The 13,796-nt window shown below is 67.6% G+C and carries 14 protein-coding genes; 6 read left to right on the forward strand and 8 right to left on the reverse strand.

Going from position 1 to position 13,796, the window contains the following annotated elements:
* Positions 1 to 207 precede the first annotated feature (207 nt).
* Positions 208 to 735 carry a YbhB/YbcL family Raf kinase inhibitor-like protein gene (locus tag LFM09_RS28825; RefSeq protein WP_414099696.1) on the reverse strand — a complete coding sequence of 176 codons (528 nt, stop codon included), beginning with the start codon at positions 733 to 735 and terminating at the stop codon, positions 208 to 210.
* A gap of 237 nt (positions 736 to 972) precedes the next feature.
* On the opposite strand from LFM09_RS28825, the gene LFM09_RS28830 reads away from it, so the two are divergent.
* The 5 genes from LFM09_RS28830 (at position 973) to LFM09_RS28850 (ending at position 3,639) form a co-directional block, all read left to right on the forward strand.
* The gene (locus LFM09_RS28830) at positions 973 to 1,596 is read left to right on the forward strand and encodes a polysaccharide deacetylase family protein (protein ID WP_414099697.1); all 624 of its coding nucleotides are present in this window, start codon (positions 973 to 975) and stop codon (positions 1,594 to 1,596) included.
* 35 nt (positions 1,597 to 1,631) lie between these two features.
* On the forward strand, positions 1,632 to 2,078 hold the full coding sequence (locus tag LFM09_RS28835; protein ID WP_414099698.1) for a hypothetical protein: 447 nt from the start codon (positions 1,632 to 1,634) through the stop codon (positions 2,076 to 2,078).
* A gap of 21 nt (positions 2,079 to 2,099) precedes the next feature.
* Complete coding sequence (locus LFM09_RS28840; RefSeq protein ID WP_414099699.1) at positions 2,100 to 2,570, forward strand: hypothetical protein; 471 nt, start codon at positions 2,100 to 2,102, stop codon at positions 2,568 to 2,570.
* 66 nt (positions 2,571 to 2,636) lie between these two features.
* Complete coding sequence (locus LFM09_RS28845) at positions 2,637 to 3,104, forward strand: hypothetical protein (protein WP_414099700.1); 468 nt, start codon at positions 2,637 to 2,639, stop codon at positions 3,102 to 3,104.
* A 67-nt stretch (positions 3,105 to 3,171) separates the two neighbouring features.
* On the forward strand, positions 3,172 to 3,639 hold the full coding sequence (locus LFM09_RS28850) for a hypothetical protein (RefSeq protein ID WP_414099701.1): 468 nt from the start codon (positions 3,172 to 3,174) through the stop codon (positions 3,637 to 3,639).
* Positions 3,640 to 3,697: 58 nt separating this feature from the next.
* On the opposite strand, the gene lon is transcribed toward LFM09_RS28850, so the two are convergent.
* Together lon and LFM09_RS28860 are read right to left on the reverse strand one after the other, a co-directional pair.
* Positions 3,698 to 6,046: an endopeptidase La gene (lon, locus tag LFM09_RS28855; RefSeq protein WP_414099702.1), complete on the reverse strand. Its 2,349-nt coding sequence runs from the start codon at positions 6,044 to 6,046 to the stop codon at positions 3,698 to 3,700.
* A gap of 76 nt (positions 6,047 to 6,122) precedes the next feature.
* Positions 6,123 to 6,821: a hypothetical protein gene (locus LFM09_RS28860; protein WP_414099703.1), complete on the reverse strand. Its 699-nt coding sequence runs from the start codon at positions 6,819 to 6,821 to the stop codon at positions 6,123 to 6,125.
* A gap of 85 nt (positions 6,822 to 6,906) precedes the next feature.
* Here LFM09_RS28860 and LFM09_RS28865 point away from each other — a divergent pair, with 85 nt between their 5' ends.
* Positions 6,907 to 7,701, forward strand: coding sequence for an SAM-dependent methyltransferase (locus LFM09_RS28865; RefSeq protein WP_414099779.1), 795 nt, complete (start codon positions 6,907 to 6,909; stop codon positions 7,699 to 7,701).
* Here LFM09_RS28865 and LFM09_RS28870 read toward each other — a convergent pair.
* The 5 genes from LFM09_RS28870 to LFM09_RS28890 form a co-directional block, all read right to left on the reverse strand.
* On the reverse strand, positions 7,674 to 8,702 hold the full coding sequence (locus LFM09_RS28870) for a hypothetical protein (protein WP_414099704.1): 1,029 nt from the start codon (positions 8,700 to 8,702) through the stop codon (positions 7,674 to 7,676). The two genes, LFM09_RS28865 and LFM09_RS28870, sit on opposite strands and share 28 nt — an antisense overlap.
* Before the next feature lie 127 nt (positions 8,703 to 8,829).
* Positions 8,830 to 10,710 (reverse strand): patatin, encoded by a 1,881-nt coding sequence (locus LFM09_RS28875; protein WP_414099705.1) that lies wholly within the window; start codon positions 10,708 to 10,710, stop codon positions 8,830 to 8,832.
* An 80-nt stretch (positions 10,711 to 10,790) separates the two neighbouring features.
* On the reverse strand, positions 10,791 to 11,219 hold the full coding sequence (locus LFM09_RS28880) for a hypothetical protein (RefSeq protein WP_414099706.1): 429 nt from the start codon (positions 11,217 to 11,219) through the stop codon (positions 10,791 to 10,793).
* 50 nt (positions 11,220 to 11,269) lie between these two features.
* Positions 11,270 to 11,902 (reverse strand): CatB-related O-acetyltransferase, encoded by a 633-nt coding sequence (locus LFM09_RS28885; protein ID WP_414099707.1) that lies wholly within the window; start codon positions 11,900 to 11,902, stop codon positions 11,270 to 11,272.
* The gene (locus LFM09_RS28890; protein ID WP_414099708.1) at positions 11,899 to 13,773 is read right to left on the reverse strand and encodes an ABC transporter ATP-binding protein; all 1,875 of its coding nucleotides are present in this window, start codon (positions 13,771 to 13,773) and stop codon (positions 11,899 to 11,901) included. Before LFM09_RS28890 ends, LFM09_RS28885 begins: the two co-directional genes overlap by 4 nt.
* Positions 13,774 to 13,796 lie beyond the last annotated feature (23 nt).

A 13,796-nucleotide genomic window follows, 5' to 3' on the forward strand; every position in this document is an offset into this window, starting at 1 on the left:
TTGATGGCACGCCTGTTGCGTTGGGCGGCCGCCGGTTCCGCAGGCGCTTGCGTCCGTTGGTTGGTGTGTGGGCGGTGGGGGTCCCGTCACGAGCCGCAAGGGATGGCGACAGCATCCATGCGACTCGTGACGGGACCCCCACCGCCGGGACCGCTCGGGAAGGACGGCTCGCCTTCGGCATCGCGTTCGAGTGAGCTCGCTCGTGCCTCAGTGCTGGTAGGTCGGGGTGATGATTGCCCTGGCCAGGGTGTGGAAGGCGAGGTTGAAGCTGACCACTGCGGGGGAGGCGTCGCCGTCCACGTCGAGTTTGTCGACGTCAACCGCGTGCACGACGAAGTAGTAGCGGTGGACCTGGTCGCCCTTGGGTGGGGCTGCGCCGCCGAAGGCTTTGGAGCCGAAGTCGGAGCGGACGTGGAAGGCATCACCCGGAAGTGTGGCGTCGGAGGTGCCTGCGCCGGTGTCCAATGAGGTGATGTCGGCGGGGAGGTTCACTGCCAGCCAGTGCCAGAAGCCGGAGGGGGTGGGGGCGTCGGGGTCGTAGCAGGTGACCACGAAACTGCGGGTTTCTGGTGGGAAGCCTGACCAGGAGAGTTGGGGTGAGGTGTTGCCGCCCTCGAAGACCTGGGCGTCGGGGAGTTGTTCGCCGTCGCGCACGTCGGTGGAGGTGACGGTGAACGTGCCGACCTGCGGTAGCAGCTGGTAGGGGTCGGGAGCGACTGGGCGCTCGAGGCTCATGGAACTCCTCCTTTTTGTGATCAGTTCGACCCTATCTCTGTGCAACCATGGAGGCCTGCGCGGCGTCTTCCGCGTAGAGGGGGAAATACGATGTCCAGGTTGCGGCTTTTTGCTGCGTTTTTGCTGGTTGCCGGGGTTGTCTCGTGCGGAGAGACGCCTGCTGCGCAGCCCGGTGGGCCCGTTCTCACGACCTCGTCGCCGGTGCCTACGACGACGACTGCTGAACGGCCCAAGCGGATGTTCGAGCCTGCGTACACGTACGGGACCGTGCAGCAGATGGCGCCGCCTGTTGTGGACGGGATGGTGCCGGTTGTGACGCACATTCCGACGGACAAGCCGTACGTGTTCATCACGATCGATGACGGTGCGGTGCAGCATCCGAAGGCTCGTGACCTGATGATCGAGGCCGGGGTGTGGCCGTCGGTGTTCCTCAACACGAAGTACGCCGAGGGGCACAAGGACTACTTCAAGCAGCTGCCGGTGACAGTGCACAGCCACACGACGAACCACCCGAACCTGAGCGGCAAGGGGTTCGAGTTCCAGAAGCAGGAGATCTGCGGCAACGCGGATTTCCTGGCCGGGGACTACGGCAAGCGGCCGACGTTGTTCCGGCCGCCGTTCGGGAACTACGACGCCACCACGCGCAAGGCTGCTGCCAGCTGTGGGTTCAAGGCGCTGGTCAACTGGACTGCTGCGGTCAACGACGGGCGGGTGCAGTTCCAGGTGGGGGACAAGTTGAAGGCCGGGGACGTTGTCCTGATGCACTTCCGGACAACGTTCGTTGAGGATTTCACGGCGTTCTTGAACCGGGCCAAGCAAGATGGACTCACGCCGGTCCCGCTTGAGGACTTTCTGGGGTAGTGGGGGCCGGTCGGCCGGAGAGGGGACGACCGAACATGAAGCGTTTTCTTGCTGTGCTCGCTGCGGTGGTCATGGCCGTGAGCGTGGTGCCGGTGGCTCAGGCTGCTGAAGGCACGGAGCTCACGGGCATCACCACTGAGCGGCTTGCCGGGTTCGACCGGGTGACGTTCCAGTTGGCGGGGGCGCGGCCGACCGTTACGGACGGGCGGGCTGCTGGGCTTGAGGGCTGTGGGTCCGGGAAGCCGATCGATGCCACCGGGGCCGAGTTCGTCGAGGTCAACATGTGGGGTGCGAACGCGCACAGCTACACCGGGCCGCGTGCCTTTGAGACGCCTGGGTTGGGGAACGTTCGGAGCGTCACGAACACGTGTGACTTCGAGGCGCACCTGGCGTTCGGGATCGGGGTCGCCAAGTTGGGGTCGCCGTACCGGGTCTCGGTGCAGGACAACCCGACTCGTGTTGTGGTCGAGATCAACCACTGAAAGCTCACTGGGGAGCGACAAATGAAGAAGCGTCTGGCCGCGGTGCTGTTCGCAGCGCTCGCGGTGTTCACGTATGTCCCGGCCGCGTCGGCGCAGGGGACCGCTGAGCTCAACGACATCCGGACCGGCAAGCACGACCGGTTCGAGCGGATCGTGCTCGACATGACCGGGTTGCCGCGCGACTTCCAGTCTCGCGAGGTCACCGGTGTGACGGACTGCGGGCCTGGCAACCCGATCAACGTGCCCGGCAACGAGATCCTGGAGTCGGTGTTCCACGGTGCTGCGGCGCACGACGAGAACTACCAGCCGACGTACAAGGGACCGCGGAACTTCACGACGCCGAACCTGAGCAACGTGAAGGGTGTTGCCCTCACGTGTGACTTCGAGGCGACGCTCGGGATCGCGGTCGGTTACACCAACCCGAACTCGTGGCACCGGGTCTACACGCTGACGAACCCCGACCGGGTTGTCATCGACGTGTGGCAGGGCTGAGGCAACTGTGAGCCCGGTCACGCGTCTTATCGGGCACTGAAGGGGAGTTCAGGAGGGGGAAGCAGGATGAACAGACGTATTGCGGCTGTGCTGCTCGCGGTGTTGGCGGTCTTCACGCTGGCTCCGGCGGCTTCGGCGCAGAGCACGCCCACGTTGTCGGACATCAGGACCGGCCGGCACGCCGATTTCGACCGGGTGGTGCTGGACATGTCCGGCCAGCCTGCCGAGCACCGGGTGATGGTGCGTCCCGACGTGTCGCACTGCGCGTCCGGCGAACCGATTCCGGTGAAGGGCAACCAGGTGCTCTTGACCGTGCTGATCGGGGCGGCCGCGCACGATGAGAACGGCAACCCGACGTACACCGGGCCTCGGCTCTTCGAGACGCCCGGGCTTGCGAACGTTCGGGGTGTCGCGATCACGTGTGACTGGGAAGGCACGCTGGATGTTGCGGTCGGCTATGACGACACCTACTCGTGGCATCGGGTGTTCACGCTGACCAACCCGGATCGGGTCGTCATCGACATCGGTCACTGAGAACGAGCAACTGTGGCCTGGGTCACACGTCTACAGGTTCATCTAGTCGCCCTGAGAGGGGGCAATGATGAACAAGCGCCTTGCCGCAGTGCTGTTGGCGTTGCTGACGGTCTTCACGTTCATGCCGGTGGCTTCGGCGCAGAGCACACCGACGCTGGCGGACATCAGGACCGGGCGGCACGCCGGGTTCGACCGGGTGGTGCTGGACTTGTCCGGCCTGCCGACCGAGCACCGGGTCAGAGAGGTCACCGGGGTCGCGAACTGCGGCTCCGGCAACCCGATCGCCGTGCCGGGCAACGAGATTCTCGAGGTCGTGCTGATCGGCGCCGCCGCGCACGACGACGCCGGGAACCCGACCTACACCGGGTCGCGGAACTTCCCGACGCCTGGCCTGACCAGCGTCCGCGGGGTCGCGCTCACGTGCGACTTCGAGGCCACGCTGGGGATTGCCGTCGGTTACGGCAACACCAGCTCGTGGCACCGGGTGTTCACGCTGACGGGTCCGAACCGGCTCGTCATCGACGTCGGCCAGTAGACGGAAAGCCTCGTGGGGGCAGTAGTCGCCGCTACCGCCCCCACGAGGGGTCTTTTCGTTACGCCGCAACGACTGCGGCGGTCTCCTTCGACAGCGCGTGCTCCAGCACCTCGGCCACGTCCGAGACCAGGTGCACGGTCAGCTGCTCGCGCACCGACTCCGGCACGTCGTCCAGGTCCGGCTCGTTGCGCTGGGGCAGCAGCACCGTCGTGATGCCCGCACGGTGCGCGGCGAGCAGCTTCTGCTTCACGCCGCCGATCGGGAGAACCCGGCCGGTCAACGAGATCTCGCCCGTCATCGCCACGTCCGAGCGCACCGGGCGGCCGGACAGCAGCGACGCCAGTGCCGTCGTCATCGTGACGCCCGCGGACGGGCCGTCCTTCGGCACCGCGCCCGCCGGGACGTGGATGTGCACGCCTCGGCCTTCCAGCGTGGCCGCCTTGTCGTCGTGCGAACGCAGGTACGACAACGCGATCTGCGCGGACTCCTTCATCACGTCACCCAGCTGGCCCGTCAGCGTGACGCCGGACGCGCCGGTGTCCTTGGGGGCCAACGAGGCTTCGATGAACAGCACGTCGCCGCCGACGCCCGTGACGGCCAGACCCGTTGCCACACCGGGAACCGAGGTGCGCTCGGCCGACTCCGGCGTGTTCTTCGGACTGCCCAGGTACGACTTCAGCGACGGCTGGTCGACCGTGATCGGCAGCTCCGAGTCACCCAGGGCGACCTTCGCGGTCACCTTGCGCAGGATGCGCGAGATGGCCCGTTCCAGTTGCCGCACACCGGCTTCCCGCGTGTACTCGCCTGCCAGCTGGTGCAGGGCGGGCTTGTCGAACGTGACGTCCTCTGGGGTGAGGCCGGCGCGTTCGATCTGGCGCGGCAGCAGGTGGTCGCTGGCGATCGTGACCTTCTCGTCCTCGGTGTAGCCGTCGAGCTGCACGAGTTCCATGCGGTCGAGCAGCGGCGCCGGGATCGACTCCAGCACGTTCGCCGTCGCGAGGAACACCACGTCCGAGAGGTCGAGCTCGACCTCCAGGTAGTGGTCGCGGAACGTGTGGTTCTGCGCAGGGTCGAGTACTTCGAGCAACGCCGCCGTGGGGTCGCCGCGGTAGTCGGAGCCCACCTTGTCGATCTCGTCGAGCAGCACGACCGGGTTCATCGAACCGGCCTCGCTGATCGCGCGGACGATCCGGCCCGGCAGCGCGCCGACGTACGTGCGGCGGTGACCGCGGATCTCGGCCTCGTCCCGCACGCCACCCAGCGCCACACGAACGAACTTGCGGCCCATCGCGCGCGCCACGGACTCACCGAGCGACGTTTTGCCGACGCCGGGAGGGCCCGTCAGTGCCAGCACGGCGCCAGAACGCCGTCCACCAACAACGCCCATGCCACGGTCGGCACGGCGCTTGCGCACGGCCAGGTACTCGGTGATGCGCTGCTTCACGTCGTCCAGGCCGGCGTGGTCCGCGTCGAGGATCTCGCGCGCGGCCTTGATGTCGTAGGAGTCCTCGGTCCGCTCGTTCCACGGGATTTCGAGCACGGTGTCGAGCCACGTCCGGATCCAGCCCACCTCCGGCGACTGCTCGGAGGTGCGCTCCAGCTTGTCGACCTCGGCCAGCGCGGCCTTGAGGACCTTCTCCGGCAGCTCGGCCGCTTCGACGCGGGCCCGGTAGTCCTCCTGCTCGGTGGCGGGCTTGCCGTCGAGCTCGGCCAGTTCCTTGCGGATCGCGGCCATCTGCTGGCGCAGCAGGAACTCCCGCTGCTGCTTCTCGACGCCTTCCTTGACGTCCTTGGCGATCGTCTCGTTGACGTCGAGCTCGGTCAGGTGCGCCTGGCCCCACTCCAGCAGTTTCTCCAGCCGGGTGGTGACGTCGCTCGTCTCCAGCAGCCAGATCTTCTGCTTCTCGTCGAGGTAGGAGGCGTAACCGGCGAGGTCGGCCAGTGCCGACGGGTCGCTGATCTGCTGCACCGAGTCGACCATCTGCCACGCGCCGCGCGTCTGCAGGATGTTCGTCACGAGAGCGCGGTACTGCTTCGCGAGCTCCCGCGTCCGCTCGGTGACCGGCGACTCGTCCGCGACGGTCGCGTTCACCCACAGCGCCGCGCCCGGCCCCGTGGTGCCCGTGCCGATGCGCACGCGCTTGGTGCCGCGCACGACGGCGGCGCGCTCGCCGCCGGGCAGACGGCCGACCTGTTCGATCTCGGCCAACGTGCCCACGGCTGCGTACTTCCCGTCCAGCCGTGGGACCAGGAGCACTTGATGATTTGCCGCGGTCGTGGCCGCGTCTACGGCCGCGCGGGCCTCGGCGCTCGCGTCCGCACCGGAGATGCGGATCGGCACCACCATGCCGGGCAGCACCACGACGTCGTCCAGCGGCAGTACCGGCAGGGCCAGAGTCTCGCCCATCTCGTCACCCTCCAAAGTTGAGTCTTTACCGCTCAACCAACTGGAGCGTGGTGGTGTTCCCCTCTGCTGTTCGCTGTCAGCGAGCAGGTGCCTTCAGGCGTTCGACCAGCGCGATCTCGCCGGTGACCCGCACGATCGCAGTGCTCGTCTCGCACGCGACCAGCACGCCCTCGGGCTTGCGGCGGAGGTCCAGCCGGTCCGCGCCGGGGTACCGGACGGCGCACCTGTTGGCAGCGCCAACGACCGGCAGCAGCACCTCACCTGCCTCGACCGTACGCCCGCTGAGCACGACCGGGCGGTGCGTCCGGCGGGGCAGCGCGATGGGGACGGGTGCGTCGAACCGCAGCAGCTCCTCGACGGCGTCCGGGGCGAGCGCCGGGTCGTTGCGGAGCAGCTCGGCCTGGTCGGGGTGTTCTCGCAACGCCTGCAACGCGTTGATCAGGAACGCTCGCGTGGCGTCGAGCGCCGCGGCCGTGAAGTCGGGGAGGCCGAACGCCTCGGCGGCCGTGACCGCAAGCGATTGCGCGAATGTGTCGTCGTCGGCGTCGATCAGTTCGTCTGCGCGGCGCGAGATCGCGGGCCGGGCGGCTTCGGCGGCGGCGAGGCTCACCCGTCTGGGTGGTGGATCGAGATGTCCTGGATCGATGTCGAGGACCTTGCGGACGTCGTCGTAACGGGTGATGCACCAACCGCCGAGGTCGGCGTCGTAGTGCACCGGCGAGCGTTCCCTGAGGAAGCGGAACGTGGCGTGGCGTTCCGCGGTGGTGGAGGGCATGGTCCCGACACGTGAGCGACACGACGGCGGTTCGCACATGTGGCGGTGGACACCCGTGTGGCGCACAAGTAAGGATGCGCGCGTGATGGAAGAGCTGAAGTGGGTGCCGGCCACGGTCGACGTCACGCGTCCGAGCGTCGCGCGCATGTACGACTACTACCTGGGCGGCTCGCACAACTTCGAAGCCGACCGCGCTGCCGCCAAGCAGGTGGAGCAGATCTTCCCCGGCGTCGCGCAGAGCGCCCAGGCCAACCGCTCCTTCCTGCGCCGCGTCGTCCGCCACCTGGTGGCCGAGGGCGTCGACCAGTTCCTCGACCTGGGCTCGGGCATCCCGACCGTGGGCAACGTCCACGAGATCGCCCAGCACGACAACCCGTCCGCCCGCGTGGTCTACGTCGACGTGGAGCCGGTCGCGGTGTCGCACAGCAACGCGCTGCTGGCCGAGAACGACCACGCCCACGCCCTGCTGGCCGACCTGCGGGCGACCTCCACCGTGCTGGCGGGCGCCCGCGAGCTCCTCGACTTCTCCCGCCCGGTCGCGGTGCTGATCATCGCGGCCCTGCACTTCGTCCCCGACTCCGACAACCCGTACGGGGCGGTCGCCGAGTACGTGGCGGCGCTTCCGTCCGGTTCGTACCTGGTGATCACGCACGCCACCAGGGACGGCATCACGGAGGAGCAGAAGGCGGAAGCGGATCGGATCCTGCAGGTCTACCGCAACGCCGACAACCAGATCACCGCGCGCTCACACGCCGAGGTGAGCAGGTTCTTCGAAGGCTTGGAGATGCTGGAGCCGGGCGTGGTCGCGGTCAACGACTGGCGCCCGGACTCCTCCGAGGACCACACCGGCATCTACGGCGCGGTCGCCCGCAAGCCCTGAAGCAGGCGGTCCCTGATCTCGTTCGTCTCGCGGTCGGTGAGGGTGCGTTCCGGCGCCCTCATCGTCACGCGGATGAGCACGTTCTTCTGGCCCGGCTTGGCTTCCAGCCGTTGCTGAACGTGCTCCGGCAGGTGTTCTGCCGGTGTCTCGCTCAGGATCGTGATCTCTTCGATCACGTCTTCCGGTACCAGTGCGCGGATCTGATCGCCCAACGTCTCGGCGTCCTCGTGACGGTTCGCCATGATCGAGATGTCCCTGATCGCGGCTGGGTGCCTTGAGATCGCGCGGTACGGGTTCAGGTCCTGCATCTGGCGCTTGATGCGCGGATCATCGTTGCGCAGCAGGCGAATGTCCGGGATTCCCTTGCGCAGCATGAGGATTCGGTCGAGCCCGAGACCCATCGCGAGGCCGTGCGGGTGGTGTTTCAGGACGTGACGCGCGGCTAGTCCGCATTCGCCGATCTCGACCCACTGGCCGTCGTGCCACACGTCGATCTGCTTGCCGTGCGTGGTGTACGGGTGTTGCGCGTCGATCGTGCGGTAGGTCATGCCTGGGAGCAAGGTGTTCGTGACTCGGCCTATGAGGTCGTTGAGGTCTTCCGGGTGTTCGGAGATCCGCCAGAGGTCCAGCTGGTGCGGGGTGCCGGTGTGCAGGCGGTCGACCGTGTCGCGGCGGTAGACGAGGCCGGGGCAGAGCAGCGTCACGTCCGGGGTCGCGTGTTTGAGAGCAGGCGGGATCATCGCCGTGGTGTGGCTGCGCAGCATGCACGTCTCGCTGACGTACCTGGTGTAGCGGGCGTCCCTGGTGATCGCGTCCGCGGGATAACCGAGGTGCTCGTAGTTGTGCTCCACCGGCACGAGAGGGTGGTGGCGGACCTCTTGCGGGTTGTCGAGTGCTGTTTTGAGGTCGGCGATCAGGAGTTGCATCGCGTGCGGACCCTGCGCGGGGTCGGTGAGGTCGCGGACGTTCAGGGCGTGCACGAGTTCTTCGGTGCGGTACATGGGGTTTCCCGTTTCTGGTCTGGGTTCCTGATTGCGGAGTCCCCCGACCGACGGGAAGGTTCTAGGCGCGCGCCACCCACGCAGGTCGGGGGTGGCTAAATCGCGTCATGAACCCAGGTTAGCTCTCTTACTCCGGTGGCGTCAGCCGCAAATCCGGGTCCACCGGCGGCACACCGTCGAACGGCCCGTCGTCCTTCAGCCGACCGACGTGGTCCAGTGCGACCTCGATCTCGGCCTGGTGCGGATCACCGTTCGTGGGCGGCGTGCGGAACCAGTCGTGCAGCGCTTCGGGGATCTGGAAGCGGTCGAGCAGCTCCTCGTACATCGCGTCCCGCTCGCTCGCCTGCACACCGAGCTCCTGGTACTCGCGCAGCGCCATGCGCAGCCGGATCCAGCGGTAGCGGTCGGTGTTCTGCTGCTGCTCGAACCGTTCGCGCAACAGGTCTCCGGCTCGCTGACCGCGCAACGCCAGCTTCTTGATCGTGGCCGGGGGCATGAACAGGTTCGTGCCGCCCTCGTCGTCGGCCTGCCGCACGTGCGCGATGCGGCCGCGGTAGCCGGGCAGCGCGGACTGCATGGTGTCCCGCCAGTCCAGGAAGGTGTTCAAAATGGACACCAGGAACCGCGGCATGGTGGTCAGCGACGAGTACGGCGTGCCTTCTGCGGAGGCGTCCTGCTCGGGCAGCCAGACCTCGTTGGTGTCGCCGTTGGGGTACGGCTGCAGGCTCAGGCCGAACGTGGGCCAGCGGGGGAGCAGCGAGTCGAAGAAGTGGATCGGGAAGTTGCTGGTGATGCCACCGTCGGAGAACCAGTGCACGCGCCCGTCCCGGCACAGCGGCACGGCGGCGATCAGGCCGGGGAACGACAGGCTCATCCGCACGGCGAGCACGACCGGAAGCTGCTCACGCGGAGGCAGTGAGCGCAACGGCATGTGCTCGTGCTGCGGGCACTTCTGCGCGGTCTCGGGGCCGTTCATCTGCTCGACGACCCGGCGTGGCAACACGTACCCGAGACACTCCTCGCAGTACTGCCAACTCTCCTTGAACGGCAACCGGTACGGCCGTCCCTCGGACAGGTCGGTCGTCATCAGCACCAGGTTGATGTCGCCGAGATCGCCGAACGTCAGCGCGTGCTCGGTCCCGGCCAGGTCGTCGAGCTGGTCCGCGATCCAGTCGGCCAACGGCGGCACCCCGGTCGGCTTCGGAATACCGGCGAGGCGATCGAGCCATGACGGCGTGAAGTCACCGGTGCCCGGCACGAGTCCGAAGTGGATGGACCGCGCGTTGTGCTTCAGATACTGCTGCATGGCATACCCGTAGGTGATGGTCAACGCGCTGACGGCGGCGAGGGTGAGCACCAGCCAGATCAGCAACACGATCGCCGCCGTCGCGTAGTGCCGGGAGAACGCCAACCCCAGCACAAGTGGTACCGCGACGAACACCCAGGCAGGCCACGGCAAACTCGACCGCAACGGCCACAGCACGATCACCAGGCAAGCGATTGCGAGCACCACGACCAGCGCCGCGATCCACCCCGGATACGTCGACGGCGCCAGCCAGGCCGAGAACAGCACAGGCCCGCCCAGCCACAGCAACGCCATCAGCGCCAGCACGGACTTCGCCCGCATCCCGACGGCGCCGGTCAACGCGAAGAACAGGCACGAGAAGGCAGTCCGGCCCGTGGTCTCCCGCTTCTGCATGGTCGCCACGACGAACCGGTACAGCGCACGGGTCTTCTCGGTGGGCTGGAACAGCTGCGCCAGCCGCCACCGGTCCGCACCCGAGCCGGACGTGAACCAGTCGATCAGCTTGACCAGCTTCTCGAAGCCACCCGAAGCACGACCGCGCTCAGCGGCCGCCGTGAACGCCGCGGCGATCGCCCCCGCGGACGCTCCACCGATCTGCTTGAACTCGTAGTGCCGCGCGAGCGATGCGACAGCGAGCGGATAGACGACACCGCTGGTCGTGCCGCCGCGCATCGTCAGGTCGCAGTAGCGGTCGTACTCCATGTGCTCATGGTGACGCGATCAGCACCGTCCGTCGGGAAAGTTCACTCGGACGCCACCGAACCGATCTCCACCTGTTCTGATCACCACGGCGGGCCGGGCGGAGTGCCACCCTGAGCGCGGTAGTTCTGGGCGTAGGCGTCCAACGCCTTGGTGATGTCCCCGTACCGCACGGCGTCGGGGCTCTTGACCGACGCGCAGTTCAGGTCGAACACGACCGTGCGGTCGGAGCCGTCCGGGTACTCGAACCGCATCCGGTAGCTGGGCCGCAGCGCCAGGAAGCAGCCTTCGCCACGCGCTTTCCCCGGCAACGAGTTCAGCGCCGCGATGATTTCGGGGATGCCCCTGTTGAGGGCGGAGGTCTCGGTCCGCCCACCGAGTGCGGACCGGTCGACGGACATCGTGACCCGCACGGCGCCGTCGGGTACGACCGGCTCGTCGTGCAGGACGACCAGGAGCACCCCGGCGGCGGCAATCGTCACCGCCGCACCCACCACGATCGAGCGTCTCATGCCGCCTCCCGATGGTTGGACGGCATGAGAGCGTCATTTGGTTGCCGCGCTCAGGCGAGTTCGGCCAGCTCGGCCGGCGTGCCCTGCATGATCACGCGAACGTGCTCGGTCACCTTCTCCACCGGCCAGTCCCACCACGCGACGCGCTCCAGCAGCTCGATCTCCTCGTCGCTGTACCGCTTCTTCAACAACCGAGCCGGATTCCCGCCGACCACGCCGTACGCCGGCACGTCCGACACCACCACCGAGCCGGACGCGATGATCGCCCCGTTGCCGATGCGCACGCCCGGCATGATCAACGCCTGATACCCGATCCACACGTCGTTGCCGACCACCGTGTCCCCGCGAGAAGGCGCCCCCAGCGCGATGTCGAGGGTCTTCTCGCCCCACAGCCCGCCGAAGATCGTGAACGGGAACGTGGAGACGCCGTCAACGCGGTGGTTCGCGCCGGACATGATGAACCGAACTTCCGCAGCCAACGCGCAGTAGCGGCCGATCACCAGCTTCTCGGCGCCGAAGTTGTAGAGCACGTTGCGCTGCTCGAACTCCTCGGCGTGGTGCGGATCGTCGTAGTAGGTGTACTCGCCGATCTCGATCTGCGGGTTCTTCACCAACGGCTTGAGCAGCACCGTGCGGGCGATGTCCGGCAACGGGTAGAGGTTGTCGGGCGAGGGGATGGTCACGGTGCTCCGATCGGTTCTTCGCTGAACTGCGTGCGGTACAGCTTGGCGTAGTGGCCTTCCAGGGCCAGCAACGCTTCATGCGTACCACGCTCGACGATCTGACCCTTGTCCACGACCAGGATCTGGTCCGCTGCCCGGATCGTGGAGAGCCGGTGCGCGATCACCAGCGACGTCCGTCCGGCGAGTGCCTCGACGAACGCCTCCTGCACCGCCGCCTCCGAGCGCGAGTCGAGGTGCGCCGTCGCCTCGTCCAGGATCACCACGCGTGGCTTGGCCAGCAGCAGACGCGCGATCGTCAACCGTTGCCGCTCACCGCCGGAAAGCCGGTAACCCCGTTCTCCCACAACGGTGTCCAGCTGCTCGGGCAACGACGACACCAGGTCCGCGAGCCGAGCCTTGGAGAGTGCGTCCCAGATCTCCTCGTCCGTCGCGTCCGGTGCGGCCAGCCGCAGGTTCGCGCCGATCGACTCGTGGAACAGGTGCCCGTCCTGCGTCACCATGCCCACGGTGTCGCGGATCGAGTCGAACGACAGGTCTCGCACGTCCACACCGGACAGTCGCACCGACCCGGAGTCCGCGTCGTACAACCGGGGGACCAGGGACGCGATGGTCGACTTGCCGGCACCCGACGCACCGACCAGCGCGATCAGCGAACCCGGCTCGGCCACGAAGGAGACTCCGCCGAGGATCTCCTCGCCACCACGAGTGTCGAGTGCGGCGACCTCTTCCAGCGACGCCAGCGACACCTTGTCCGCGGACGGGTAGGCGAACCGCACGTCGGAGAACTCGATCCGCACCGGACCGTCCGGCACCGCCACGGCGTCCGGCTTCTCCTTGATCAACGGCGGCAGGTCCAGCACCTCGAAGACCCGCTCGAACGACACCAGCGCGGTCATCACGTCGACTCGTGCGCCGGCCAACGCCGTCAACGGCGCGTACAACCGGGTCAGCAGCAGCGCCAGCGTCACGATCGTGCCCGGTGCCATCTGCCCGGCGATCGCGAAGTACCCACCCAGCCCGTAGACCAGCGCCAACGCCAGCGACGACACCAGGGTCAGTGCCACCAGGAACAACCACTGCGCGACCGCCGTGCGCACGCCGATGTCGCGCACCCGCTTCGCCCGCGTCCCGAACTCCAGGCTCTCCAGCCGAGGGCGGCCGAACAGCTTGATCAACGTCGCGCCCGGCGCGGAGAACCGCTCGGTCATCTGGGTCGTCATCGCGGAGTCGAGGTTCGCCGCCTCGCGGTGCATGCCCGCCAGGCGCTTGCCCATTCGCCGCGCCGGGATCAGGAAGATCGGCAGCAGCGCCATCGCGAGCACGGTGACCTGCCACGACAGCGTCAGCATCACCGCCAGCGTCAGGACCAGGGCGATGATGTTCGTGACGACACCGGAGATCGTCTCGGAGAACGCGCGCTGCGCCGCGATCACGTCGTTGTTCAGCCGCGAGACCAGTGCGCCCGTGCGCGTGCGGGTGAAGAAAGCGATCGGCATCCGCTGCACGTGGTCGAAGACGGCTTGGCGCAGCCGCAGGATCAGGTCCTCGCCGACGCTGGACGACTTCCAGCGCTCGGCCAGTGAGAAGCCGGCCTCCAGCACGGCGACGCCCGCGATCGCGAGCGCCAGCCACACCACGAGCGACACGTCGTGTCCGGCGATGATCGTGTCGACCACCCGGCCGGCCAGCACCGGCGACGCCACCGCGAGCACGGCCGCCACCGAACTGATGGCCAGCAGCACGTAGACCGCGTGCCGCTGCGGGTGGGCGAACCGGGCGACGCGCTTCAACGTCGCCCGGCTCACTCGGCGATTTTTCTCGTCCTGCATCGCGCTTTCGAGCGCGTACCAGGCGTTGAAGTCGATGTTCATGACGACCAGTCTCGAACTTCGAC

The organism is Lentzea alba, from assembly GCF_047445655.1.
GTDB classification, from domain to species: Bacteria; Actinomycetota; Actinomycetes; order Mycobacteriales; family Pseudonocardiaceae; genus Lentzea; species Lentzea alba_A.

Bases quoted from the DNA above. Each gene is read 5' to 3' on its own strand.
- LFM09_RS28825 (WP_414099696.1), bottom strand. From the start codon at position 735: ATGAGCCTCGAGCGCCCAGTCGCTCCCGACCCCTACCAGCTGCTACCG.
- LFM09_RS28830 (WP_414099697.1), top strand. From the start codon at position 973: ATGTTCGAGCCTGCGTACACGTACGGGACCGTGCAGCAGATGGCGCCG.
- LFM09_RS28835 (WP_414099698.1), top strand. From the start codon at position 1,632: ATGAAGCGTTTTCTTGCTGTGCTCGCTGCGGTGGTCATGGCCGTGAGC.
- LFM09_RS28840 (WP_414099699.1), top strand. From the start codon at position 2,100: ATGAAGAAGCGTCTGGCCGCGGTGCTGTTCGCAGCGCTCGCGGTGTTC.
- LFM09_RS28845 (WP_414099700.1), top strand. From the start codon at position 2,637: ATGAACAGACGTATTGCGGCTGTGCTGCTCGCGGTGTTGGCGGTCTTC.
- LFM09_RS28850 (WP_414099701.1), top strand. From the start codon at position 3,172: ATGAACAAGCGCCTTGCCGCAGTGCTGTTGGCGTTGCTGACGGTCTTC.
- lon (WP_414099702.1), bottom strand. From the start codon at position 6,046: ATGGGCGAGACTCTGGCCCTGCCGGTACTGCCGCTGGACGACGTCGTG.
- LFM09_RS28860 (WP_414099703.1), bottom strand. From the start codon at position 6,821: ATGCCCTCCACCACCGCGGAACGCCACGCCACGTTCCGCTTCCTCAGG.
- LFM09_RS28865 (WP_414099779.1), top strand. From the start codon at position 6,907: ATGGAAGAGCTGAAGTGGGTGCCGGCCACGGTCGACGTCACGCGTCCG.
- LFM09_RS28870 (WP_414099704.1), bottom strand. From the start codon at position 8,702: ATGTACCGCACCGAAGAACTCGTGCACGCCCTGAACGTCCGCGACCTC.
- LFM09_RS28875 (WP_414099705.1), bottom strand. From the start codon at position 10,710: ATGGAGTACGACCGCTACTGCGACCTGACGATGCGCGGCGGCACGACC.
- LFM09_RS28880 (WP_414099706.1), bottom strand. From the start codon at position 11,219: ATGAGACGCTCGATCGTGGTGGGTGCGGCGGTGACGATTGCCGCCGCC.
- LFM09_RS28890 (WP_414099708.1), bottom strand. From the start codon at position 13,773: ATGAACATCGACTTCAACGCCTGGTACGCGCTCGAAAGCGCGATGCAG.